19 protein-coding genes, 6 tRNA genes and 1 riboswitch are annotated in these 24,381 nt (G+C 71.3%); of the genes, 13 read left to right on the forward strand and 12 right to left on the reverse strand.

Annotated elements, in window-relative coordinates:
- Positions 1–9: 9 nt before the first annotated feature.
- Positions 10–216: a developmental transcriptional regulator BldC gene (gene bldC, locus ACH4NX_RS35095; RefSeq protein ID WP_003949541.1), complete on the forward strand. Its 207-nt coding sequence runs from the start codon at positions 10–12 to the stop codon at positions 214–216.
- Positions 217–689: 473 nt separating this feature from the next.
- Here the strand turns inward: bldC and ACH4NX_RS35100 are convergent, their stop codons facing one another.
- The 7 genes from ACH4NX_RS35100 to ACH4NX_RS35130 form a co-directional block, all read right to left on the reverse strand.
- Positions 690–884: a DUF6274 family protein gene (locus ACH4NX_RS35100; protein ID WP_351397982.1), complete on the reverse strand. Its 195-nt coding sequence runs from the start codon at positions 882–884 to the stop codon at positions 690–692.
- Positions 885–1,090: 206 nt separating this feature from the next.
- A tRNA-Asp gene (locus ACH4NX_RS35105) sits at positions 1,091–1,165 on the reverse strand.
- Between the two features lie 151 nt (positions 1,166–1,316).
- Positions 1,317–5,297 carry an ATP-dependent RNA helicase HrpA gene (gene hrpA / locus ACH4NX_RS35110; protein WP_398130048.1) on the reverse strand — a complete coding sequence of 1,327 codons (3,981 nt, stop codon included), beginning with the start codon at positions 5,295–5,297 and terminating at the stop codon, positions 1,317–1,319.
- A gap of 131 nt (positions 5,298–5,428) precedes the next feature.
- A tRNA-Phe gene (locus ACH4NX_RS35115) sits at positions 5,429–5,502 on the reverse strand.
- A 24-nt stretch (positions 5,503–5,526) separates the two neighbouring features.
- Positions 5,527–5,601: transfer RNA gene (locus ACH4NX_RS35120), tRNA-Asp, on the reverse strand.
- A 35-nt stretch (positions 5,602–5,636) separates the two neighbouring features.
- Positions 5,637–5,709 (reverse strand) — tRNA-Glu (locus ACH4NX_RS35125).
- A gap of 80 nt (positions 5,710–5,789) precedes the next feature.
- Positions 5,790–7,451: a metallophosphoesterase gene (locus tag ACH4NX_RS35130; RefSeq protein ID WP_351397978.1), complete on the reverse strand. Its 1,662-nt coding sequence runs from the start codon at positions 7,449–7,451 to the stop codon at positions 5,790–5,792.
- Positions 7,452–7,612: 161 nt separating this feature from the next.
- On the opposite strand from ACH4NX_RS35130, the gene ACH4NX_RS35135 reads away from it, so the two are divergent.
- The 5 genes from ACH4NX_RS35135 (at position 7,613) to ACH4NX_RS35155 (ending at position 13,194) form a co-directional block, all read left to right on the forward strand.
- Positions 7,613–7,963 (forward strand): metallopeptidase family protein, encoded by a 351-nt coding sequence (locus ACH4NX_RS35135; RefSeq protein ID WP_133889865.1) that lies wholly within the window; start codon positions 7,613–7,615, stop codon positions 7,961–7,963.
- 165 nt (positions 7,964–8,128) lie between these two features.
- Positions 8,129–8,686, forward strand: a complete 558-nt coding sequence (locus ACH4NX_RS35140) for a hypothetical protein (protein WP_351397975.1) — start codon at positions 8,129–8,131, stop codon at positions 8,684–8,686.
- Positions 8,687–9,035: 349 nt separating this feature from the next.
- Complete coding sequence (locus tag ACH4NX_RS35145) at positions 9,036–11,315, forward strand: DEAD/DEAH box helicase (RefSeq protein WP_398130047.1); 2,280 nt, start codon at positions 9,036–9,038, stop codon at positions 11,313–11,315.
- 162 nt (positions 11,316–11,477) lie between these two features.
- Complete coding sequence (locus ACH4NX_RS35150; RefSeq protein WP_398130046.1) at positions 11,478–13,013, forward strand: amino acid permease; 1,536 nt, start codon at positions 11,478–11,480, stop codon at positions 13,011–13,013.
- Between the two features lie 108 nt (positions 13,014–13,121).
- Positions 13,122–13,194 (forward strand) — tRNA-Lys (locus ACH4NX_RS35155).
- A 308-nt stretch (positions 13,195–13,502) separates the two neighbouring features.
- Here ACH4NX_RS35155 and ACH4NX_RS35160 read toward each other — a convergent pair.
- The 3 genes from ACH4NX_RS35160 to ACH4NX_RS35170 form a co-directional block, all read right to left on the reverse strand.
- The gene (locus tag ACH4NX_RS35160; RefSeq protein WP_398130045.1) at positions 13,503–14,765 is read right to left on the reverse strand and encodes a PP2C family protein-serine/threonine phosphatase; all 1,263 of its coding nucleotides are present in this window, start codon (positions 14,763–14,765) and stop codon (positions 13,503–13,505) included.
- Positions 14,765–15,577, reverse strand: coding sequence for an alpha/beta hydrolase (locus tag ACH4NX_RS35165; RefSeq protein ID WP_351397967.1), 813 nt, complete (start codon positions 15,575–15,577; stop codon positions 14,765–14,767). Before ACH4NX_RS35165 ends, ACH4NX_RS35160 begins: the two co-directional genes overlap by 1 nt.
- Positions 15,578–15,670: 93 nt before the next feature.
- Positions 15,671–15,931: a winged helix-turn-helix domain-containing protein gene (locus ACH4NX_RS35170; protein WP_351397965.1), complete on the reverse strand. Its 261-nt coding sequence runs from the start codon at positions 15,929–15,931 to the stop codon at positions 15,671–15,673.
- Between the two features lie 182 nt (positions 15,932–16,113).
- Between ACH4NX_RS35170 and ACH4NX_RS35175 the strand changes: the two genes are divergently transcribed.
- From ACH4NX_RS35175 to ACH4NX_RS35205, 7 genes are all read left to right on the forward strand, one after another.
- Complete coding sequence (locus ACH4NX_RS35175; protein WP_351397963.1) at positions 16,114–16,434, forward strand: hypothetical protein; 321 nt, start codon at positions 16,114–16,116, stop codon at positions 16,432–16,434.
- Entirely contained in the window at positions 16,434–16,748 is a 315-nt protein-coding gene (locus tag ACH4NX_RS35180) for a hypothetical protein (protein ID WP_351397961.1), read from the forward strand. Before ACH4NX_RS35175 ends, ACH4NX_RS35180 begins: the two co-directional genes overlap by 1 nt.
- Before the next feature lie 100 nt (positions 16,749–16,848).
- Positions 16,849–17,979 (forward strand): dihydrofolate reductase family protein, encoded by a 1,131-nt coding sequence (locus ACH4NX_RS35185; RefSeq protein ID WP_398130044.1) that lies wholly within the window; start codon positions 16,849–16,851, stop codon positions 17,977–17,979.
- A gap of 67 nt (positions 17,980–18,046) precedes the next feature.
- Positions 18,047–18,120: transfer RNA gene (locus ACH4NX_RS35190), tRNA-Met, on the forward strand.
- 190 nt (positions 18,121–18,310) lie between these two features.
- Complete coding sequence (locus ACH4NX_RS35195) at positions 18,311–19,534, forward strand: PP2C family protein-serine/threonine phosphatase (protein WP_351398140.1); 1,224 nt, start codon at positions 18,311–18,313, stop codon at positions 19,532–19,534.
- A gap of 243 nt (positions 19,535–19,777) precedes the next feature.
- Positions 19,778–19,934, forward strand: a riboswitch (cyclic di-AMP (ydaO/yuaA leader).
- Positions 19,935–19,945: 11 nt separating this feature from the next.
- The gene (locus ACH4NX_RS35200) at positions 19,946–20,980 is read left to right on the forward strand and encodes a M23 family metallopeptidase (RefSeq protein WP_351397957.1); all 1,035 of its coding nucleotides are present in this window, start codon (positions 19,946–19,948) and stop codon (positions 20,978–20,980) included.
- Positions 20,981–21,148: 168 nt separating this feature from the next.
- Positions 21,149–22,093: an aldo/keto reductase gene (locus tag ACH4NX_RS35205; protein WP_351397955.1), complete on the forward strand. Its 945-nt coding sequence runs from the start codon at positions 21,149–21,151 to the stop codon at positions 22,091–22,093.
- A 15-nt stretch (positions 22,094–22,108) separates the two neighbouring features.
- On the opposite strand, the gene ACH4NX_RS35210 is transcribed toward ACH4NX_RS35205, so the two are convergent.
- Together ACH4NX_RS35210 and trmB are read right to left on the reverse strand one after the other, a co-directional pair.
- Positions 22,109–23,383: a PrsW family intramembrane metalloprotease gene (locus ACH4NX_RS35210; RefSeq protein ID WP_398130043.1), complete on the reverse strand. Its 1,275-nt coding sequence runs from the start codon at positions 23,381–23,383 to the stop codon at positions 22,109–22,111.
- A gap of 10 nt (positions 23,384–23,393) precedes the next feature.
- Entirely contained in the window at positions 23,394–24,230 is an 837-nt protein-coding gene (gene trmB, locus ACH4NX_RS35215) for a tRNA (guanosine(46)-N7)-methyltransferase TrmB (RefSeq protein ID WP_351397951.1), read from the reverse strand.
- Between the last annotated feature and the right edge of the window lie 151 nt (positions 24,231–24,381).

The raw sequence follows: 24,381 nt of genomic DNA on the forward strand, positions 1-24,381 counted from the left end.
AGGCCGCTCATGACCGCTCGCACCCCTGATGCCGAGCCGCTGCTGACCCCGGCTGAGGTCGCCACCATGTTCCGCGTCGACCCGAAGACGGTCACGCGCTGGGCGAAGGCCGGCAAGCTCACGTCGATCCGCACGCTCGGCGGGCATCGCCGCTACCGCGAAGCAGAGGTCCGCGCTCTGCTCGCGGGCATTCCGCAGCAGCGCAGCGAGGCCTGAACAACCGAATAACCGGGCAAAACGGCAGGTCCCCCAACCTGTCGGGACGCTCGGCACCACAGCTCCAAACGATGCCGTTCCTGCCCCAACAGGGGTGCGTCGTGTGATCGCGCTGGACTCCGCCGGGTCCAGCGCGATCTTTTTTGTGGCCGGCCTCGCGTCCGGCCCCGGGCCCGGCCCGATCCGGTGTCCGGTCCTGTGCGGGCCGGCGGGTCCGGGGGCAGGCCCTGTGGGCGGCCTTGTCGGAGTCTGGGGAGGGGTGTCGGATCCGTTGTGCGGGGACCACGGAGACCGGTGCCATTGCACATATTAAATTGACTACTTGTAGGAGAGCTGTAAGTGCCACGGTTTCAAAAACTCATGCGGTGACACCCGTCACACGGCGCGCTGCTTGTTGGCTCTGGCATATGTGCGCTATTGGAGGCGAGGACTCCAGCAGGTCGGTGTGGCAAGGGCGTTGAGGCCGGCGGGCTTCACCCGGTGGGCGCGCTTCCGTCCGAGGGGCCCTCTTGACGGCCCGTCGGAGACTGTGGGCCGGGCGAGTCCAACGCCAGCCGCAGCAGCCGGTGGCAGATCGGACAGTGGCGCGTCAGATGCCCGTACGACGACGCGGCCGACAGATGCGCGCGGAGCAGGGCCCGCGTCTCGTGCCTGACCGATGCCGCCATACGCCACCTCCAGGGGCCACACGGGCAACGTGCCCTGTCTTTGGAGTACCGAGCGAACGTGACGCCGTCAAGGCCGCGGGGCGGGCGCTGAGGGCTTTTGGTGGGCGCGGGGCGGGAAGTGACGGAAGAGCAGCGGCGTACAGCGCCCCGGCCGCGGGCGCACACAAGAAGAGACCCGCACCGATCGGTGCGGGTCTCTTCTGCTGCGGTCCTGACGGGATTTGAACCCGCGGCCTCCACCTTGACAGGGTGGCGAGCACTCCAAACTGCTCCACAGGACCAGGCTTTGCGGCGCTTTTCTTGCGTTGCGCTGCGAGAAGAGACTCTACAGGAGGGTGAGCCCCTGGTCGAACTCACCCTCCGTACGGTCCTCGTCACGGAATCCGCTCGGGGTCGGTTACGGAACCCGCTACGGGAGCCGCTCGGGATTCGTCACGGCGCGAGCGCGTCGATCGCCTTCACGATCCGCTTGTCGGAGACGGGGTACGCCGTGCCCAGCGCGTGCGCGAAATAGCTGACCCGCAGTTCCTCGATCATCCAGCGGACGTCCAGGACCTGACGCGGGACCGGCCGGCCCTGCGGCATCTGCTCCAGCAGCCACGCGTACTCGTCCCGCATCTCGTGGACCTTCTCCATCCGGGACGTGTCCCGCTGGACACCGGTCGGCATCTGCTGCAGCCGCCGGTCGGCCGCGACCAGATAGCGCATCAGGTCCGGCAGCCGCCCGACCCCCGCCTCCGTGACGAAGCCGGGCTTCACCAACGCGTCCAACTGCCCTCGCACGTCCTGGAGGTTCGCCAGCAGCGCGGGGCTCTTCGTGGCCTTCAGACGGCGCTCACAGGCCTGCCAGGCGGCCAGCACCTGCTGCACCTGTCCCACCGTGCGGACGGTCGTGTCGACGATCTCCGCACGGACCTTGTCGTAGAGCTTGCGGTACGACTCCTCGTCCCACGCCGGCCCGCCGAAGTCCGCGATCAGTTTGTCCGCCGCGGCCGTCGCGCAGTCGTCGAACAGGGCCTGGATCGAACCGTGCGGGTTCGCGGACAGGTTCAGCTTCTGCTGGTTGGTCAGGCGATCGCTCGCGAACTTCGCGGGGCTGACCGGGATGTTGCGCAGGATCAGCCGACGCGTGCCCTTCCACATCGCCTGCGCCTGCTCGGCCTCGGTGTCGAAGAGGCGTACGGAGACGGTGTTCGCCGCCGGACCGTCGTCGACCAGGGCCGGATACGCCTTCACCGGCTGGCCCGCCCGTCGGGTCTCGAAGATCCGGGACAGCGTGCCGATCGTCCAGTCCGTCAGCCCGGCCCGCTCCAGGGACTCGCCGCCACTGCGTTCGGCGGTGGCGGCCGCGGCCTGCGACAGCGCCTTGCGCGCCTTCGGCCTCAGCCGGACCTTCAGGGCCTCCAGGTCCTTGTCCTCCGCCAGCTTGCGGCGCCGCTCGTCGACGATCCGGAAAGTGATCTTCAGATGGTCGGGAACCCTGGACCAGTCGAAGTCCTCCGCGTCGAACGGCACCCCCACCATGCGCTTCAGCTCCCGCGCCATGGTCACCGGCAAGGGCTCCTGAAGGGGCACGGCCCGGTCCAGGAACGCCTGCGCGTAGTTCGGCGCCGGTACGTAGTGGCGGCGGATCGGCTTGGGCAGGGACCGGATCAGCTCCGTGACGACCTGCTCCCGCAGGCCCGGGATCTGCCAGTCGAATCCCTCGTCCGTGACCTGGTTGAGCACCTGGAGCGGCACGTGGACGGTCACACCGTCGGCGTCCGCGCCCGGCTCGAACTGGTACGTCACCCGGAACTTCAGCGGCCCCTGCCGCCAGGAGTCCGGATAGTCGTCCTTGGTGACCGCACCCGCCTTCTCGTTGATGAGCATCTCGCGCTCGAAGTCGAGGAAGTCGGGCTGCTCGTGCCGCTTGTGCTTCCACCACGAGTCGAAGTGCGCACCCGAGACGACGTGTTCGGGCACCCGCTGGTCGTAGAAGTCGAACAGCGTTTCGTCGTCGACCAGGATGTCCCGGCGCCGCGCGCGGTGCTCCAGCTCCTCGACCTCGGTCAGCAGCCGGCGGTTGTCCGCGAAGAACTTGTGGTGCGTACGCCAGTCGCCCTCGACCAGGGCGTTGCGGATGAACAGCTCACGGCTGACCTCGGGATCGATCCGGCCGTAGTTCACCTTGCGCTGCGCCACGATCGGCACGCCGTACAGCGTCACCTTCTCGTACGCCATCACCGCCGCCTGGTCCTTCTCCCAGTGCGGCTCGCTGTACGTGCGCTTGAGGAGGTGCCCGGCGAGCGGCTCCACCCATTCGGGCTCGATCTTCGCGTTGACGCGGGCCCAGAGCCGCGAGGTCTCCACCAGCTCGGCGGACATCACGAAACGCGGGGGCTTCTTGAAGAGCGCCGAGCCCGGGAAGACGGCGAACTTGGCGCCGCGCGCGCCCAGGTACTCGTTCTTCGCGCCCTCCTTCACGTCCTTCATGCCGACGTGGGAGAGAAGCCCGGCCAGCAGGGACACGTGCACGCGGTCGTCGGGAGCGGCGTTGTCCTCGTCGCCGAGATGGAGGCCCATCTGCTTGGCGACCGTGCGCAGCTGCGTGTAGATGTCCTGCCACTCGCGGATCCGCAGGAAGTTGAGGTACTCCTGCTTGCACATCCGGCGGAAGGACGACGAGCCCCGCTCCTTCTGCTGCTCGCGGACGTACCGCCAGAGGTTGAGGAAGGCCAGGAAGTCGCTGCTCTCGTCCTTGAAGCGGGCGTGCTGCTGGTCCGCCTGCGCCTGCTTCTCCGCGGGCCGCTCCCGCGGGTCCTGGATGGACAGCGCCGCCGCTATGACCATGACCTCGCGGACGCAGCCGTTCTTGTCGGCCTCCAGGACCATCCGCGCCAACCGAGGGTCGACGGGCAGCTGGGCGAGCTTGCGCCCGGTGTCGGTGAGCCGCTTGCGTACGTCCTTCTGCGCCGGGTCCAGCGCGCCCAGCTCCTGGAGGAGCTGCACACCGTCGCGGATGTTGCGGTGGTCCGGCGGATCGATGAAGGGGAACTTCTCGATGTCGCCGAGGCCGGCCGCCGTCATCTGCAGGATGACGGAGGCGAGGTTGGTCCGCAGGATCTCGGCGTCCGTGAACTCCGGCCGCGCGGTGAAGTCGTCCTCGCTGTACAGCCGGATGCAGATGCCGTCGCTGGTCCGCCCGCAGCGGCCCTTGCGCTGGTTGGCGCTGGCCTGCGAGACCGGCTCGATCGGCAGCCGCTGCACCTTGGTGCGGTGGCTGTACCGGGAGATCCGGGCGAAGCCGGGGTCGATGACGTACTTGATGCCCGGGACGGTCAGCGAGGTCTCGGCGACGTTGGTCGCCAGCACGATCCTCCGCCCGGTGTGCTGCTGGAAGACGCGGTGCTGCTCGGCGTGCGAGAGCCGCGCGTACAGCGGCAGCACTTCCGTGCTGTGCCAATTAGCGCCTCCGGCACGGGTGTACTTCTTCTCCAGCGCGTCGGCCGTGTCCCGGATCTCCCGCTCACCGGAGAGGAAGACGAGGATGTCGCCCTTGCCCTCGCCCATCAGCTCCTCGACGGCGTCGGTGATCGCCGTGATCTGGTCCCGGTCGGCGTCGTCCCCGTCCTCTTCGAGGAGCGGCCGGTAGCGCACCTCCACGGGGTACGTCCGCCCGCTGACCTCGATGATCGGCGCGTCACCGAAGTGCCGGGAGAAACGCTCGGGGTCGATGGTCGCCGACGTGATGACGACCTTCAGGTCCGGCCGCTTCGGCAGCAGCTGGGCGAGGTAGCCCAGCAGGAAGTCGATGTTGAGGGACCGCTCGTGGGCCTCGTCGATGATGATCGTGTCGTAGGCGCGCAGCTCGCGGTCGGTCTGGATCTCGGCGAGCAGGATGCCGTCGGTCATCAGCTTGATGAACGTGCCGTCCGGATTCACCTGGTCGGTGAACCGCACCTTCCAGCCGACGGCCTCACCGAGCGGCGTGTCCAGCTCGTCCGCCACCCGCTCGGCGACGGTACGCGCGGCGATCCGCCGGGGCTGGGTGTGCCCGATCATGCCGCGGACACCGCGGCCCAGTTCGACACAGATCTTCGGGATCTGGGTGGTCTTCCCGGACCCCGTCTCACCGGCGACGATGACGACCTGGTGATCACGGATGGCCTCCGCGATCACGTCCTTCTTCTGGCTGACGGGCAGCTGCTCGGGGTAGCTGACGGCGGGCACCCGGGCCCGACGCTCACCGATGCGCCGCTCGGCCTTGGCCACCTCCGCCTCGATCTCGGCGAGAACGGCGGCGCGGGCCTCCGGTTTACGGATCTTCCGCGCGCCCTCGAGCCTCCGGCCGAGCCGGTGCGAGTCGCGCAGGGACAGCTCGGCCAGCCGGGGTGCGAGGGCGCCGAGCGCGGGGGCGGGGTGCGTAGACATACGGACTCCAGGATCTCATCCCGGCGAATTTCGTGGCGAACGATTTCCGTCCGGCCGTGCCGGCGCCAGCGCCGTGCCCGCTCAGCGGGCAACACAAAACCCCCGACGATGATCTCGACGGGGGTTGAATGTGGCTGGGGCCGGGGTCGAACCGGCGACCTATCGCTTTTCAGGCGATCGCTCGTACCAACTGAGCTACCCAGCCGCGAGGTTTCACGTGAAACCTCAGCGGTCCTGACGGGATTTGAACCCGCGGCCTCCACCTTGACAGGGTGGCGAGCACTCCAAACTGCTCCACAGGACCAAGCTTCGTACGACAGTGTCGCACATTGTGCTGCGTGCCCCCAACGGGATTCGAACCCGTGCTACCGCCTTGAAAGGGCGGCGTCCTAGGCCGCTAGACGATGAGGGCTATCGGCCCGCCTGGGCGCTTCTCAGCGCGTCGGGGACGTGAGAAGCATATGGGATGGCGGGAGGTATCGCCAAAACGGTTTACGGACGACTGGGGGACGGGCTGGGGGGCCGGCTGCCCGGGGAGGTCGTCGCGCCCGAGGGAGACGGGCCCGTGCCGCCGGGGGAGGGGCCCGTACCGGTGGGGGACGGGGTGGCGCCCGGCTGGTTCTCCTTGGGGAGGTGGCGGCTGACCTCCGCCGTCGTCAGGCCCAGACCGCCCAGCTTGATCTCGTCCCAGGCCTGGAGGCGCCGGCTGTCCCGGTCGAAGTAGAGGATCGACGTCTGGATCGGGTCGGGGTACTTGCCCTCGACCGCGCGCAGGCCGCTGCCGCCGGTGGAGCCCTCGATGCGCAGGCGGGTGCCGTACTCCATGACCTCCATGTCCTGGCGGTGGACGTGACCGGCCAGCACCAGCGGCACCTCGCCGTCGACCTCGCGGGCGGCCGACGGCTCGTGGGCGATGGCGACGTCCACGGGGGTACCGGCCGCGCTCTGGTCGCGCAGGGCGGAGGCCAGGCGGGCACCGGCCAGTTCCTGGGAGGCCTCGGCGCCGTCCGGCTTGGAGCGGTCGGGGGTGAACTGCGGGTCGCCGATGCCGGCGAAACGCAGTCCCGCGACGGTCCGGGCCCGGCCGTCGTCCAGGACGTGCACGTTCTTCAGGCCCTTCAGGTACTCCTGGGTGACACGGGAGTCGTGGTTGCCGCGGACCCAGACGTAGGGGGCTCCGAGGTCCTCGATGGGGTCGAGGAAGCCGTTCTCCGCGGCGGTGCCGTGGTCCATCGTGTCTCCGGAGTCGACGATCACGTTCACCTTGTACTGCTCCACCAGTGAGGCGATGATCTTCCAGCTCGCCGGGTTCAGGTGGATGTCCGACACGTGCAGGACGCGGAGCGTGGTCGGGTCGGGCTGGTAGGCGGGGAGCGTGGAGGTGACGTCGTAGAGCTTGGTGACGTTCGTGACCAGGCGGGCCAGCTCCTTCTGGTAGACGTCGAACTCGGTCACGATGCTGCGCGCGTCGCCGACGAGGGAGGGCGCGGAGGAGAGCAGGCCGGAGAACCTCGGCTCCAGGACGGAGTCCGGGTTCCAGGTCGCGTAGGCGGTGCCGCCGGAGGCGACCAGCAGGGTGAGGGCGAGGCCGCCTGCCGCGAGGGCGCGCCGGGGGCGGCGGTAGACGGCGAGGCCGAGGGCGGTGGCGCCGGTGACGACGGCGACGCAGGAGCGGACGGCGAGGTCGAGCGTGCCGTGTTCGACGTCCTGGGCGACCTCGTCCTGGAGTCCGGAGAGGCGTTCGGGGTGGTCGACGAGGGCCTGGGCGCGGTCGGGGTCGAGCTGGTCGACGTTGACGTCGAGGCGGACCGGGGCGATGTGGCTGTCGAGCTGGAGGGCGCCCAGCGGCGAGATGTTGATCTTCGTGCCGCCGGAGACCGACGGGCGCAGGGTCATCGTCGTGTTCATGGGGCCGACGGGGGCGCGTACGTCGCCCACGACCAGCAGGCCCAGCCAGGCGCCGAGCAGGACGACGGCGACGAGGCCGACGGCGCGGGTCCAGGGGCGCGACCGGGGGGCGAGTCCGACCGCGGTGGAGGGCCGGCGAGGGCGGTGTCGGTTTCGGTGGCGGTGGATGAGGGCGCGCGGGGCGTTGCGGATGGGCTTCATCACCTCGGCCAGGGCGTGCAGGGCTGCGGCGTGGACGCGGGCCATTGGTCCCGTATGCCCAAGGCCCGGGGCGGGTATGCGGGCGGCGGCCTCCGGCTGCCGTGCGGGGTGGGAGCGCGGCGCGGACACGGTGAGGCGCCCGCGGGACGGCTGTGTCGTACTCCATGGCTGTGTCGTACTCCACGGTCGTACCCGACAATGGGCCTGTGCTGGAGATGACGCGCGAGGAGTTCGAGGAACTGGTCGCCGAGGCCCTGGACCGGATCCCGCCGGAGCTGACGCGGCTGATGGACAACGTCGCGGTGTTCGTCGAGGACGAACCGCCGGCGGACGATCCCGAGCTGCTCGGGCTGTACGAGGGGACGCCGCTGACGGAGCGTGGGGAGTGGTACGCGGGTGTGCTGCCGGACCGGATCACGATCTACCGGGGGCCGACGCTGCGGTTCTGCGCGTCGCGCGAGGACGTGGTGGCGGAGACCGAGGTGACGGTGGTTCACGAGATCGCGCACCACTTCGGCATCGACGACGCGCGGCTGCACTCCCTCGGGTACGGGTGAGTCCTCTGGGCGCGGGCGACGCCTTGCGGTCACGGATGACGCCGCTGCGTGTCCCGGAGTACGGCTGACGCGGTCGGGTCAAGGTCCGAGGCGCGCGGCGCGTGTCCTCTTGTGGGTGACGGGAGTTGGGCACGGTGACTCCTTGACCCCCGGAGGTGGCCGCCCGTGCGCCCCTTGTACGTACCCGTCCGTCTGGCCGCCACGGCCGTGGCCGTCGCCGCTGCCGCCGGCTGCATGAGCGTCGGCGACGGCGTGTCCGGCGGGGGCGTCGAGCCGTCGCACTCCGCCGGGGAGCGGGGCGGCGAGGTGTCCGGGGGCGGGCCCGCGGTGTCGGGCGGGACCGCCGGGCACGGCGCGGCGGCGGCCGACGAGAAGCGCGGGCGCGGCAAGGGGGAGAAGGGCAGGAAGGCCGACGGCAAGGGCGGGAGCGAGGGCGCGGGCGAGGGCGCGAAGGGGAAGGACGCCTCCGCCTCGGCCACGCCGCCCGCGGCCCCGACCGGGACGACACCGGGCAACGGCGGGGACGACGGGCCGGCGCCCACCCGTACGCCGCCCGCGGAGCCCACCCGGACGGCCGAACCGGAGCCGACGCCGCCCCCGGAGCCGCCCGCCACTCCGACGCCTGAGCCGACGGAGGCGGAGCCGTCCTCGTCGGCGCACGAGCCCCCGGGGACACAGCTGGCGCAGCGGGAACCGGCCCCCGAGGCCGGGGCGCCGGTGTAGGGCCGACGGGTGCGGTACGCGCGCGAGTGCGAGTGCGGTGCGAGCGCGCTGCGGAGGCCGGCCGCGTCCGCGCCGGCTGGCGCTGTGGGGGCCGGTCGCGTCCGCGTCGGCATGGCCGAAAGCCTGTCTGACCTGGGCATGTGCTGTCCGGTTTGCCTTCGAGGGTGGGGGGTGCGTATGGTGGTAGATCGTTTGATCCCATTTGCCCGGCGCCACCGCAGAGCGCGCCGTGTGGCGCGTACTCTCCTTTGCCGTGGTGGACCGCATCGAGGCGGTCGTATTGCGAATCGCGATTCACGGAGTTGACGGGCGCGTGCCGACGAGAGACTCCGGAAGGTTTCGCATTCGCATGTCCATCATCAGTACTGATCACGTCGTCGTGCCCGAGAACGCCGACACCGATATCGACACCCCCGACACCGTCGAGACGGTCGAGGACACCGGGACGGAGGCCGTCGAGGCCGTCGAGACCGCTCCCGAGGTCACCTTCGCCAGTCTCGGACTGCCCGAGGGCGTCGTGCGCAAGCTCGCGCAGAACGGCGTGACCACCCCCTTCCCGATCCAGGCCGCGACCATCCCGGACGCCCTGGCCGGCAAGGACATCCTCGGCCGGGGCCGCACCGGCTCCGGCAAGACCCTCTCCTTCGGTCTGCCGGCCCTGGCCACGCTGTCCGGCGGCCGCACCGAGAAGCACAAGCCGCGCGCCGTCATCCTGACGCCGACCCGTGAGCTGGCCATGCAGGTCGCGGACGCGCTCCAGCCGTACGGCGACGTCCTCGGCCTGAAGATGAAGGTCGTCTGTGGCGGCACCTCCATGGGCAACCAGATCTACGCCCTGGAGCGCGGTGTCGACGTCCTGGTCGCCACGCCGGGCCGGCTGCGCGACATCATCAAGCGCGGTGCCTGCTCCCTGGAGAACGTGCAGATCGCCGTTCTCGACGAGGCCGACCAGATGTCCGACCTGGGCTTCATGCCCGAGGTCACCGAGCTTCTCGACCAGGTGCCGGCGGGCGGTCAGCGGATGCTCTTCTCCGCGACCATGGAGAACGAGATCAAGACCCTCGTCGACCGCTACCTGAACAACCCGGTCAGCCACGAGGTGGACGCCGCCCAGGGCGCCGTGACGACCATGTCGCACCACATCCTGGTCGTGAAGCCCAAGGACAAGGCGCCGGTCACCGCGGCCATCGCCTCCCGCAAGGGCCGCACCATCATCTTCGTCCGCACCCAGCTGGGCGCCGACCGCGTCGCCGAGCAGCTGTGCGACTCGGGTGTGAAGGCCGACGCGCTGCACGGCGGCATGACGCAGGGCGCGCGTACGCGCACGCTGGCCGACTTCAAGGACGGGTACGTCAACGTCCTGGTCGCCACCGACGTCGCCGCCCGCGGTATCCACGTGGACGGCATCGACCTGGTCCTGAACGTGGACCCGGCCGGTGACCACAAGGACTACCTGCACCGCGCGGGCCGTACGGCGCGCGCCGGCCGCACCGGCACGGTCGTCTCCCTCTCCCTGCCGCACCAGCGGCGTCAGATCTTCCGGCTGATGGAGGACGCGGGCGTCGACGCCACGCGCCACATCATCCAGGGCGGCGCGGCCTTCGAGCCGGAGGTCGCCGAGATCACCGGGGCCCGGTCGATGACCGAGGTCCAGGCGGAGTCCGCGGGTAACGCGGCGCAGCAGGCCGAGCGTGAGGTCGCCCAGCTCAACAAGGAGCTGGAGCGGGCCCAGCGGCGCGCGACCGAGCTGCGCGAGGAGGCCGACCGGCTGGTCGCCAGGGTCGCGCGGGAGCGCGGCGAGGACCCGGAGGCGGCGCTGGCCGAGGTGGCCGCCGCCGCGACCGAGGCGCCGGCCGAGGTCTCGCTGCCCGAGCAGCCGGGCGCGCGGGACGTGGAGAAGACCGAACGGAGCGGCGGCAACGGCCGAGACCGCTTCGCCGACCGCGGCGAGCGTTCGTACGACCGCGGTGACCGCGGCGGCGACCGTGGTGGCCGTTCCTTCGACCGTCGTGACGACCGCGGTGGTGACCGTGGTGGCTTCCGTCGTGACGACCGGGGCGACCGTGGCGGTGACCGTGGTGGCCGTTCGTTCGACCGTCGTGACGACCGTGGTGGCCGTTCCTTCGACCGTCGTGACGACCGCGGTGGTGACCGTGGTGGCTTCCGTCGCGATGACCGGGGCGACCGCGGTGGTGACCGTGGTGGCTTCCGTCGTGACGACCGTGGTGGTGACCGTGGTGGCTTCCGTCGCGATGACCGGGGTGACCGCGGTGGTGACCGTGGTGGCTTCCGTCGTGACGACCGGGGTGACCGTGGCGGCGACCGTGGTGGCTTCCGCCGTGATGACCGTGGTGACCGTGGCGGCGACCGTGGTGGCTTCCGCCGTGATGACCGTGGTGACCGTGGCGGTGACCGCGGTGGGCACCGCGGCAGCGACCGTCCGTTCAACCGTGACCGCCAGGGCGGCGACCGTCCCGGCAGCGACCGCCCGTTCAACCGTGACCGCCAGGGCGAGCGTCCCGGCTTCCGCTCCGGCGGCCACGACCGTCCGCAGGGCCGTCGTGACGACCACCGCGGTTCCTCCTTCGGCCGCCGTGACGACAAGCCGCGCTGGAAGCGCAACGGCTGACGGCTGACGTCTGAACGGCTGAACGGCTGAACGGCTGAACGCCTGCACAGAGCGCCGTGGCCTCCGCCCCAACGGGTGGAGGCCACGGCGCTCCGCTTTCCGAATCACTTTGCGCCACCGAGTGACGCATGTCACGTTCCCCGCACGGGCATTGCTGGGGGCATGACAGATGACGCCAAGGCAAGTGGGCTGTCTGACGAGGAACGGCTGGCCCAGCTCGGCTACACCCAGGTTCTGGCCCGCCGCATGTCGGCGTTCTCCAACTACGCGGTCTCCTTCACCATCATCTCGGTCCTCTCCGGCTGCATGACCCTCTACCTGTTCGGCATGAACACGGGCGGCCCCGCCGTGATCACATGGGGCTGGGTCGCGGTCGGCCTGATGACCCTCTTCGTCGGCCTGGCGATGGCCGAGATCTGCTCGGCGTACCCGACGTCGGCGGGCCTGTACTTCTGGGCGCACCGCCTCGCGCCGCCCCGTACGGCGGCGGCCTGGGCGTGGTTCACGGGCTGGTTCAACGTGCTGGGCCAGGTCGCGGTGACCGCCGGCATCGACTTCGGCGCGGCGTCTTTCCTGGGCGCCTACCTGAACCTCCAGTTCGACTTCGAGGTGACCCCCGGCCGCACGATCCTCCTCTTCGCCGCGATCCTCGTCCTCCACGGCCTGCTGAACACCTTCGGCGTCCGCATCGTCGGTCTCCTCAACAGCATCAGCGTCTGGTGGCACGTCGTCGGCGTCGCCGTCGTCGTCGGCGCGCTGACCCTCGCCCCCGACCAGCACCAGTCGGCGTCCTTCGTGTTCGGCGAGTTCGTCAACAACACCGGCTGGGGCAGCGGCGTGTACGTGGTCCTCATCGGCCTTCTGATGGCCCAGTACACCTTCACCGGCTACGACGCCTCCGCCCACATGACGGAGGAGACGCACGACGCCTCCACGGCCGGCCCCAAGGGCATCGTCCGCTCCATCTGGACCTCCTGGATCGCCGGCTTCGTCCTGCTCCTGGGCTTCACCTTCGCCATCCAGTCCTACGAGGGTGCCCTGACGTCCCCGACCGGCGCGCCACCCGCCCAGATCCTGCTCGACGCGCTGGGCGCCACCGCGGGCAAGCTGCTCCTCCTCGTCGTCATCGGGGCGCAGTTGTTCTGCGGGATGGCTTCGGTGACGGCAAACAGCCGCATGATCTACGCCTTTTCCCGCGACGGCGCGCTCCCCTACTCCCGCGTCTGGCACTCGGTGAACCCGCGCACCCGCACGCCGGTCGCGGCGGTCTGGCTGGCCGCGCTGTCCGCACTGGTCCTCGGCCTGCCCTACCTGATCAACGTCACGGCGTACGCGGCGGTGACGTCCATCGCCGTCATCGGCCTCTACATCGCGTACGTCATCCCGACCCTGCTCCGCGTCCGCAAGGGCGCCGCCTTCGAACGCGGGCCGTGGCATCTGGGCCGCTGGTCGCAGGTGGTGGGTGTGGTGGCGGTGACGTGGGTCGGCGTCATCACGGTCCTGTTCATGCTGCCCCAGGTCTCCCCGGTCACCTGGGAGACCTTCAACTACGCGCCGATCGCCGTCCTGGTCGTCCTCGGCTTCGCCGCGACCTGGTGGCTGGCCTCGGCCCGCCACTGGTTCCTCAACCCCGACCACGAGCGCACCCGCGCCCGCACGGCGGCCCGCGCGAACGCTCCCGAGCCGGTGGACCCGTAGCCCACGACTCCACGCCGCCGGCCCGACGTGGCCGGGACCCCGGTACCCGATCGGCGTCCCGGCCGCGTCGGGCTATGCTCGGTATGGCAACATCACGCAACACGCCCCGGGCCCTTAGCTCAATTGGCAGAGCAGTGGACTTTTAATCCATTGGTTGTGGGTTCGAGTCCCACAGGGCCTACCGGTGGCAGCCGAGGCGCAAGACCTCTGACCTGCCGCGCAGCGCCTCGACCGGCCTCCGCCGGGCGGGGCGCTGCGGCGTTCGGGCGCTGCGGCGCGTGAGACGCGAGCGGAGGGGCCGGGTCTCCTGCCATGGCGTCGGCGCCGGCGCGACCGGCGGCTCGTCTGTGGGTGCGTCAGGCGGTCAGCGCCGTCCGCGGATTCCCCAGCGTCATGTCCCGCGTCACCTCGCGCGTCACCTCGCGGGCCGCTTCGGCGAACGCCTCCGCGGGCCGGCCGGTGCCGGCGCGGATGGTCAGGGACGGGGGGTCACCGCTGCTCCTGCCCGGAGGGTCGGGGAACGTTGATGGCCAGGAGGGCGGTGTCGTCGTCCACGCCGGCGCCGAGGCTGTCGAGCAGGTTGCTCAGCGCCTGGATCAGGCCCGAGGCGGTGGTGGGGGCCAGTGACCGCGTGAAGTCGAGGAGCGCTTCGTCGCCGTAGCGGACGCCGGCCTGAGCGGTGTGGGCTTCGGTGAGGCCGTCGGTGTGGAGCAGCAGGGTGTCGCCGGCGGTCAGGCGGATGGTGGTGGTGGCGATCTGGGCGTCCGGCAGGACGCCGATGAGCTGGCCACCGGGGGTGGGCAGGTAGTCGGCGGTGCCGTCGGCACGCAGGAGGACGGCCGGCGGATGCCCACCGCTGGCCAGGGTGAGGTGGAAGTCGCCCTCGTCGCCGGCGGGGGCGAGCAGCCCGAAGATCACGGTGCAGAACCGTGGGTCGTCGCCGTTGTACTCGTGGTTCAGGACGGTGTTGAGGTTGCCGAGCACGACGGCGGGACGGGGGTCGTAGACGGCGGCGGCGCGCAAGGTGTAGCGGGCCAGGGAGGTGATTGCGGCGGCGGCGGCCCCCTTGCCGCACACATCACCGAGGAACAGGCCCCAGGAGCCGTGGGTCAGGGGGAACAGGTCGTAGAAGTCGCCGCCGACCTCGTCGGCGGAGGCGACGTGGTAGTGGGCGGCGACTTCCAGACCGGGCACGTCGTCCAGGGCCGGGGGCAGCAGGGTCCGCTGCAGCGTGGTCGCCAGGGTTCTCAGGCGGTCGCGTTCGCGGTCTGCTTCCTGCCGGGCGCGCAGCAGCTCGGTCTCGTAGGCGCGCCGGTCGCGCGCGTCCACGACGGTGGTGCGGATCAGCAGCGGCCGCCCGTCGCCGCCGGTCTTGACGGCAGAGGTCACCAGGACCGGCAGACGGGAGCCGTCGGCGGCCTTCAGTTCCAGCGCGATGCCGCTGACCTCGCCCTGCATGGACAGCAGCGGTGCGAAGTGGGTCTCGTGGTAGAGCTTGCCGCCCACGGTGAGCAGGTCGGAGAAGCGCATGTGTCCGACCAGGTCGTCGCGTCGGTAACCGAGCCAGTCCAGCAGAGTCCTGTTGACCTTGGCGATCCGTCCGTCCGGCATCGTGGACAGATATCCGCAGGGCGCGTTCTCGTACAGGTCCTCGACGCTGTCCTCCAGCAGCGCGGAGAACGACGCCTGCTCGCCGTCCGCGTCGTCGCCCGCGCCCCTCTCGTGATGACGTCCGTCGTCGGTCCCGCACATCACCGGGTGGTTCCGGCGGCGAAGGAGGCGATGGCCGCGGCGGTCGCCTCGGGGGCGCTCAGCTGCGGGCAGTGTCCCGTGGCGGGCAGGGTGACCAGCTCGCTGCCCCCGATCCGGGCGTGTACGAAGGCTCCCACCTCGGGTGGGGCGATCGCGTCGCTGGAGCACTGCGCGACCAGGGTGGGGACCGTGACCGCGTCGAGGTCGCCGCGGTTGTCGGACAGGAACGTGGCCCGGGCGAAGACGCGGGCCATCTCCGGGTCGGTGCGGCAGAAGCTGTTGGTCAGCTCCTGTCCCAGCTCAGGCCGCTCGGGGTTGCCCATGATCACGGGAGCCATGGCCGCCGACCACCCCAGGTAGTTCGCCTCCAGTGACTCCAGCAGTTCGTCGATGTCCTCGGGGCTGAAGCCGCCCCGGTAACCGGTGGCCGGGTCGTCGATGTAGCAGGGCGAGGGGGTCAGCAGGACCAGGCCGGCGAAGCGCTCCGGCTCCCGCGCGGCGGCCAGCACGCCCATCATCGCGCTCACCGAGTGCCCCACGAAGACCACCGGGCCCAGCGCCAGCTCACGGCAGATCTGCAGCACGTCCTCCGCGTAGCCGTCGAGGCCGGCGTAGCGCCGCTCGTCCCAGGCCGCCGGATCCGAGCGTCCCGCTCCCACGTGGTCGAAGAGGACCACCCGGAAATCAGGCTCCAGTGTGGGCACCACCAGGCGCCACATGTTCTGGTCGCATCCGAACCCGTGGGCCAGCATCACCACCGGTCCGTCAGCCCGGCCCGTCACCGTCACGTGGTTCCTGGCTCGTACGTCCATACGGCCCAGTCTTGCACCAGCGGCCTCCGACCGCTCCGCTCCGAGTTGCCGGTCCGGCCGTTTGACGGACCGGATCAGTCTTCGCCGGCTCCGTCAGTCGGCGGTCCCGTCCTCGTTTTCGGATGTACCGGGTTGCCCGACGACATATGTGCCCTTCGCGGGCAGCGTCGCGACGAGGCCTCGATTCCGCAGTTCGACGATCGCACGCCGCACGGTGCCGATGCTCACGCCGTAGAGCCCTGTCATGGCCCGCTCGCCAGGCAACGCCGCTCCCTGTTGAAGCTTGCCGGACGCGATCTCGGCGGCGATGGCGTCCGCGAGCTTCACGTACTCGTAGCGCGGTAGCTCAGTCATCTCTCCACGATGGTGCGCCCCTACGCAGCGCGCAGAAGCAGAACGCGGCCTGCCGCGTCGGGACGCGGTGGTACGGGGAGGGGTGCGGAGGGACGCGGTTGCGGGTATCGTCGCCGATATCAAAGACCCCGGCGGCCTGGCAGGGCCCCGGGGCATGGTCAACGCTGAGTAGGAGCGTCAACATGGTCAACCTTATCCACCGCATCACCCATTGGCTGGGCCTTCTCCTGGGCCCGGGCACCGGAACCCACCGCGCGGGCAGCGTCCCGCGCCCCCGTCCCCTGGCCGGCGCCGCCCACGCACGCCTCCCCCGCCACCACTCCCCGTACTGCCGTCACCTCCCCCTCGACGGCACCGCCTCCCGTCTCGTCCGCCCCTACCTCGCCGCCCATGAACGGGAGCAGGACCTACGGTGGCACCGCCGCCTCGCCCTCGTGCTCGCCGTCGACTTCGGCATCGACCTCGACCAGCACGTCGTCGGCGCGCGGAAGTCGGCCGCGTGATGGAGGCGTACACCGCGCTGCGGCTGCTCCCCTGGCTGTCGGCGGAGGGCAAGCCCTGCTTCCTCGCCCCCGGCGACGGAGGCGGGATCGTGTCCCGTCTCGCCGACGAGACGGAGGCCCGGCAGCTCGCCGAAGGGCTGGACGTCCTCCGCTGCGCCCGCCGGCTGCTGGCCGACCCCCTGTCCCCGAACGCCGAGGTCCGCTACACGGCGATCCGGCTGACCGAGTGCCTCGCCGACGTACTGCGGGTCGCGGAGTCCCGGGGGCGCCGCCTGCCCGGGGCGGACGACGAGGTCGACCACGGCTCGCCCTAGTGGCGGCACTGGAAGCTCCGCCAGGACCTGCCGGTCGTGCGCCGTCCCGGGCCTAGGGTTGCCCCGCCGGAACCCGCCGCTCGTCCCACCGGAGTGCCTGATGCCCCTCCCGTACGTCCTCCTCTCCGCCGCCGTCTCCCTCGACGGCTACCTGGACGACACCGGCCCCGAACGGCTGCTGCTCTCCTCGCCGGCCGACTTCGACCGGGTCGACGAGGTGCGGGCGTCCGTCGACGCGATCCTCGTCGGGGCCGGCACGATCCGGGCCGACAATCCGCGGCTGCTGGTGAACTCCGCCGAGCGGCGGGCCGAACGGGTGGCGGAAGGGCGGGCGGAGTACCCGATCAAGGTCACGGTCAGCGGCAGCGGTGAGCTGGACCCGGCGGCGCGGTTCTGGCACACGGGAGGGGAGAAGGTACTCCTCACCACGGACGACGGCGCCCGGCGGGCCCGCGCGCTGGGGATCGCCGCCGACGTCGTGTCCCTCGGCCCGGCCCTCGACTGGCGGGCAGCTCTGGAGTACCTGCACGACCGGCGAGGGGTGCGGCGGCTCATGGTCGAGGGCGGCGGGACCGTCCACGGCCGGCTGTTGCGGCAGGAACTCGCCGACGAACTGCAGCTCGTCCTCGCCCCGGTCCTCGTGGGGGACCCGGGCGCTCCCCGGCTGTTCGGGCCCGGTGGCTACCAGGGCGGGCGGCTGCGGCTGGTGGAGTCACGGCGTATAGAGGACGTCGTGCTGATGAGGTACAGGCCGACGGCTCCCGGCACCGGCGACCGCGTGTCCGCCGCCGACCGGCACTGGCTGGCGCTCGCCTGCGAGCTGGCGGAGCTGTGCTCGCCGTCACGGACGGCGTTCAGCGTGGGGGCGGTCGTGGTCGCCGCCGACGGGACCGAGCTGGCGCGCGGGCACTCGCGGGAGGGGGACGACCCCGTCGTGCACGCCGAGGAGGCCGCGCTGGCCAAGGTCGACCCGGTCGATCCGCGACTCCCGGCCGCCACCGTGTACAGCAGCCTCGAGCCGTGCGCCCGCCGCGCCTCCCGGCCCGCGCCCTGCGCGCGGCTGATCCTCGACGCCGGGGTGCGCCGCGTGGTCACGGCCTGGCGGGAGCCGGACACCTTCGTGCCGGGCGCCGACGGCAGCGGGGTGCTCGCCGCGGAGGGCGCCGTGGCCGTCGTACTGCCGGAGTACGAGGAGCGGGCGAAGGCGCCGAACCGCCATCTGGAGAGGTAGCGGGAGGGGCGGGGAGATACGGATGTGCATTCCACCTCCGGTGTGGGGTACAGTAAAGACACAACGGCGCGGGGTGGAGCAGCTCGGTAGCTCGCTGGGCTCATAACCCAGAGGTCGCAGGTTCAAATCCTGTCCCCGCTACTCAAGGCCGAAGGCCGGAATCCTTAAGGGTTCCGGCCTTCGGTGTGTTTGGGGTCGCGTTGGCGTCCTGCCCGCTGTCACCCTCACCCGTCCGGCCCTCACCGCTCGCCCCTCGCCCCCGCTCCCGGGAATCTGGAGGGCGGGACCGGCAAGCGGCGCGTACGTGCGGGGTGGCGGGAGACGAGTGGTGGTGCGGCCAGGTGACGTGGACGACGGCGAGGGAGCGTACGCCAGGGCCGGCGGCCGGCTCCCCGGCGACCCCGTGCCCGACCCGGGCCTCGGCGACCGTCCGCAGCCAGGGCCGCCGGCCGCCGGTCCATCGATCGCGGGCCCGGTGCGGCGGTGGCGCTCCTCGCACGGGCGGACCTTCGTGCGCATACTCCCCGTGCTGCTGATCGTCGTCGCCGTCCTGTACGACCTCTTCACCCCGAGGTACTTCACCGCCGGTCCCCTCTACACGGCCGCACCCCTGGTCGCCGCCCCGGTCTACTCACGGCGCGGCACGGTGCTCACCGGTGTCGCCGTGGTCGCCGCCGTCGTCGGACTGCAAGTGAGCATGGGCGTCATCCACTTCGTCGACTCCCTCACCGAGCTGATCACCATCGCGACGGTCGCCGTGCTCGCCGTCCTCGTCAACGCCTTCGTCCGCCGCACCGGCGAGCGGCTCGTCTCCGTCCGCGAGATCGCCGAGGCCGCCCAGCGGGCCGTGCTGCCCGAACCGGCCGAGCGGATCGGCGGGTTCGAGATCGCCGCCTGCTACGAGGCCGCGCAGGCCGACGCCTTCATCGGCGGCGACCTGTACGCGGTGCAGGACGGCGCGCGTGGCATCCGGCTCATCGTGGGGGACGTGCGCGGCAAGGGCATGGGTGCGGTGGCCGCCGTCGCCGTCGTGATCGGCGCCTTCCGGGAGGCCGCCGAGCAGGAGGCGACCCTGGAGGCCGTGGCGCAGCGACTGGAGCGGGCGCTGGCCCGCGAGGGCACCCGGCGGGACGGACTGGACGCGTTCGAGGGGTTCACCACCGCCGTACTGGCCGAACTCCCGCACGGCGACGGCGTCGTCCGCATCGTCAACCGCGGTCATCCGCCGCCCCTGCTGCTGTACGCCGACGGCACCCTGCGCCCGCTGGCCGCCCAGGAGGCGGCGCTGCCGCTCGGCATGGGCGAACTGGGCGTGTGGCCCGACCGCGCGGAGGAGGCGCCGTTCCCCGGCGGAGCCACGCTGTTGCTGTACACCGACGGGGTGTCGGAAGCCCGCGACGGCCGGGGCGAGTTCTACGATCCGCACGCCCGGCTGGCCGGCCGCGTCTTCCGTCATCCGGAGGAGCTCCTCGGCACCCTCGCCGACGACGTGCGCCGGCATTCCGGGGGCGGCATGGCGGACGACATGGCGCTGCTCGCCGTACGGCGACCTTGATCGACATCACCTGCCGTGACGGACCGACCCCCCTCCGCATAACAGCTGACACAACGTCAGAAAATCGTGGCGTGAAAGGGAATACCGAAGCCGGGTCAACTCGCCCGGGTTTAACCGGTCGTGAGGCGTACGTCCCGGCCGGATTCGTTAATGATCAAGAGGAACCGCTTGGATTCCGAGCCTCGCGTCTATTAACGTTCGATAACGCAGCGCGGTCGTCCCAGCCGTCACAGAAGGCGGCTCCGTGCGCACGCGCCGAATCCCGCAAGGGAACCGGGGAACCACCACATTGGGGTGAATCGGGCGTATGACGCCGTGGAGACACGGCGATATACGCGCGTAGGAGACCTTCCTCCTCCGAACCCGTCAGCTAACCCGGTAGGCGAAAAGGAAGGAAAGGAGTACGCCCACGTGGCGTCCAACAGGCCTGCCCCCGAGGCCCCGTTCGTGCCGAACCAGCACGACACCGACACCTTCGGCTACGACGGCTACCGTGCCGAAGAGGGCCCCTGGGAGGAATGGAATCCCACCGCGGAGTCCATCCGTCCCGTGCGGGGCAAGCACCGCGTCGCCAAGCAGCGCGGCGGACTCGCCCGCAGCTCCACCGTCCTCGGCGTCGGTGTCATAGCCGCCGTCGGCGCGGGCGGCATGGCCAGCGCGCAGACCGGCAAGCCGCCGGTGTCGATCTCCATGCCGGACCTGCCGAACGTCGGCTCGCTCATCTCCGACGAGGAGGAGCCGGAGCCCGAGGGCTCCGCCACCCCGCTCAGCGGCATCGGCACGGTCGCCGCCGACACCTCCACGCAGAGCGCCGCCGACGCCGGTGAGACGCTGCGGGCCCGGATCATGGCGCAGGCCGAGCAGCAGCAGGCCCAGGTCGAGGCCAAGGCCGCCGCCGAAGCCGCCGCCGCCGCCGAGAAGAAGGCCGCGGAAGCCGCCGCCAAGGCGGAGAAGGAGGCCGAGGCCAAGGCCGCCGCCGCCAAGAAGAAGGCGGAGGAAGAGGCCGCGAAGAAGGCCGAGGCCGAGCGGCTCGCGAAGCTGGCCAGGCAGTTCACGCTGCCGACCTCCTCGTACACGATCTCCTCCAGCTTCGGCCAGGCCGGCGCCTACTGGTCCTCCGGCTACCACACGGGCCTCGACTTCGCCGCCCCCACGGGCACCCTGCTCAAGGCGGTCCACAGCGGCACCATCACGTCGGCCGGCTACGAAGGGTCGTACGGCTACAAGACCGTGCTCACCCTCGACGACGGCACCGAGATCTGGTACGCCCACCAGTCCTCCATCAACGTCAGCGTCGGCCAGAAGGTCACCACCGGTGACGTCATCGGCCGCGTCGGCGCCACCGGCAACGTCACCGGCGCCCACCTCCACATGGAGGTCCACACCAGCGACGGCGGCGGCATCGACCCGATGGCGTGGCTGCAGAGCAAGGGCCTCACCCCCTGAGTCCCGCCTCGCGCGCCGCCCGCCCCCGCCTCCCCCTCTGATCACAGCCCGCCGCCTCTGATCCCCGGCGGTCCTGACGGCGACCCCCCGACGTCAGGGCTGCCGGTTTGCGCGTTCTTTGCGCCGTTCCCGGAATCACCGGGTCCGCCGCGCACGTTGACGCAGGACATGACTTCTCTGCGCAACCTCGGCTCCTCCGACCTGAAGGTCTTCCCCCTCGCCCTCGGCGGCAACGTCTTCGGCTGGACCGCCGACCAGGACGCCTCCTTCGCCGTCCTGGACGCCTACACGGCGGCCGGCGGCAACTTCCTCGACACCGCCGACTCCTACTCCGCGTGGGTCGACGGCAACAGCGGCGGCGAGTCCGAGACCGTCATCGGCGAGTGGCTCGCCTCCCGCGGCAACCGCGGCGACGTCGTCCTCGCCACCAAGGTCAGCCAGCACCCCGAGTACCCGGGCCTGAGCGCCGCGAACATCAAGGCCGCCGCCGACGCCTCGCTGCGCCGCCTGGGCACCGACCACATCGACCTCTACTACACCCACTTCGACAAGCCCGAGGTGCCGGTGGAGGAGATCATCGGCGCGCTCGACGAACTGGTGCAGGCGGGCAAGGTCCGGCACATCGCCGCCTCCAACATCTCCGCCGAGCGGCTCGAGGCCTCCCTCGCCTTCTCCGACCGCGAGGGCCTCGCCCGGTACGTGGCCCTCCAGCCCCACTACAACCTGGTCTCGCGCGACACCTACGAGGGCGAACCGCGCGACCTCGCGGAGCGGGCGGGCCTGGCCGCCGTGCCGTACTACTCCCTCGCGTCCGGCTTCCTCACCGGCAAGTACCGCAGCGGTACGACGGTCGACAGCCCGCGGGCCGGCGGTGCCGCGAAGCACCTGGAGACCGAGCGCGGCCGGCGGGTCCTCGCGGCCCTGGACGAGATCGCCGAGGCGCACGACGCCCCCGTGGCCACCGTCGCCCTGGCCTGGCTGGCCGCGCAGCCCACGGTGACCGCGCCGATCGCGTCCGCGCGCACGGTGGAGCAGCTGCCGGCGCTGCTGGGGGTGGCGGAGCTGAACCTGACGGAGGACGAGGTCGGAAGGCTGACACAGGCGTCGGCCTGAGCCCGGTCGCGACCGTCACGGCCGCCGGTGGGGGACGTACGCGCTGTACGGCCGGTACGGATGGCCCCAGGGCGGTACGGGCACCGGTGCGGGCGGCGCGGTGGCCCGGGACGCGTAGTCCAGGGCCGGGCGCGTCACGTCGCGCCGGTGCCACAGGGCGTCCAGCAGTTCCCGCTCCCGTACGGCGAAGTCGGCGCCCGCCTCGCCCCGGCGTCCGCGCTGCCGCAGGAACGCCAGTGAGGTCGCGTACGCCTCGTACTGCGCCACCGCCCGCGCCGCATCCTTCCCGGCGTGCCGGTGCGCGTGCTGCCGGGCGATGCGGCGGGCGCGCATCGAGCCGAGCGCGTGCGGCTCGGCCGGCGCCAGCCAGCCGGCCATGACGTACACGGGCAGTTCGGCCCGTACGGTGCCCAGTTCGCGCTGCCGGGACCAGATCGCCAGCCAGGTCAGCAGGCCGAAGGAGGGCACCATGAACGTCGCGTACACGGTGAGGAAGCCGTACTCGCCGAACGAGGCCGAAGCGTTCCACAGCGCGTGCGTGCCCATCGCGAGGAGCAGGCCGCACAGGGGGAGCAGGGCGCGGCGCAGGCGGTGACGGCCCGCGGAGAGCGCGGCGATGCCGAAGCCGATGCCGGTGAGCACGGTGAAGAGCGGGTGGGCGAACGGCGACATGACGATACGGACGAAGAAGGTCGCCGCGGTGACGGACGCGAGTCCGCTGTCGCCGGTGAGCTGGTCGGTGCCGAAGGCGTTGCCCAGGTAGAGGATGTTCTCGGTGAAGGCGAAACCGGTGGCGGTGACACCGGCGACGACCACGCCGTCGACGATGCCGGTGAAGTGGCGCCTGCGGAAGAGGAAGACCAGCAGGACGGCGGCGGCCTTGGCCGACTCCTCGACGACCGGGGCTATGACCGTGGCGCCCAGGGTGTCGGCGGCGGCCGGGTCGGCGGTCGTCGTCGCTATCCATCTCGTCGCGAAGCTGTTCGCGACGATCGCCATCAGCGCCGCCGCGCAGGCGCCCCAGGCGAAGCAGAACAGCAGGTTCCGCCAGGGCCCCGGCTCGACCCGGTCCAGCCAGCGGAACGCGGCCATGAGCAGCGGCACGGGCAGCACCGCGAGCCCGAGCCCCACCAGGAAGCCCCGCGTACCGGTCTGTTCGCGCACCAGGGCCAGGATCACCAGACCGGCCAGCGCGAGCAGCGCGACCAGTGCGCCGTGACGGACCCAGCGGCGCTGCCACCAGTGCGGACACGTATGCGGACGCGTCGTGTACGGAGGACTGATGGCCACGGCATGGACCCTAACCGGTGGGGGGCTGCTCCTTGTGCTGTACGCGGCGGAAGAGCAGGTCGTTCACCACATGACCCTTGTCCAGTCCCTGGCCCTCGAAACGGGTCAGCGGCCGGTGGGCGGGACGCGGCGCGAAACCGCCGTCCGCCACGGTGTTATCGAAGTCGGGGTGCGCGGTGAGGACCTCGAGCATCTGCTCCGCGTACGGCTCCCAGTCGGTGGCACAGTGCACGACCGCCCCCGGCGCGAGCCGGGTCGCGGCCAGGTCCAGGAACTCGGGCTGGATCAGACGGCGTTTGTGATGCCGCTTCTTGGGCCAGGGGTCGGGGAAGTAGACGCGCAGTCCGGCGAGGGAGTCGGGAGTGAGCATCTCGCGGAGAAGGATGATCGCGTCGCCGTTGGCCACCCGGATGTTGGGCAGGCCGTCCTGTTCCGCGAGTCCGAGCAGGTTGCCCTGGCCGGGGGTGTGGACGTCCACGGCGAGGATGTTGGTGTCCCGGTCGGCGGCGGCCATCCGGGCGGTGGCCTCGCCCATGCCGAAACCGATCTCCAGGACGACGGGACGGGCGTTGCCGAACAGCTCGCCGAGGTCGATGACCCGCTGCCCGTCGATGTCCAGACCCCACACGGACCACAGCCGCTGCAGCGCGTCCGCCTGCCCGGCGGTCACCCTGCTGCGCCGGGGCTGGAAACTCCGGATCCGCCGCTCGAAGTGCGACCCGGCGGGATCGGCCTTCGGCCCGTCGGGGAACCGGGGCTCACCCTTGGCACGGGTATGCCGAACGGGGTCACCGGTGTGCGGCGCGGCGGGCTGGGCGGCTTCGGGAGCACGATGGAAGTCAGACACAATGCCTCAATTTTACGGCCCCCCGCCCGCCCTCCGGAGCTGCGGACCCTCCCCAGCTGCGGCCCCCCCCAGCTGCGGCCCCCCAGCTGCGGGCAGTCGTGCCGCTGGGCGGCACGGGTGGGCGCAGCGGCACCCGGCCAGCACCGGCCCG

It is taken from the genome of Streptomyces sp. NPDC017225 (assembly GCF_044331465.1).
Classification (GTDB): Bacteria; Actinomycetota; Actinomycetes; order Streptomycetales; family Streptomycetaceae; genus Streptomyces.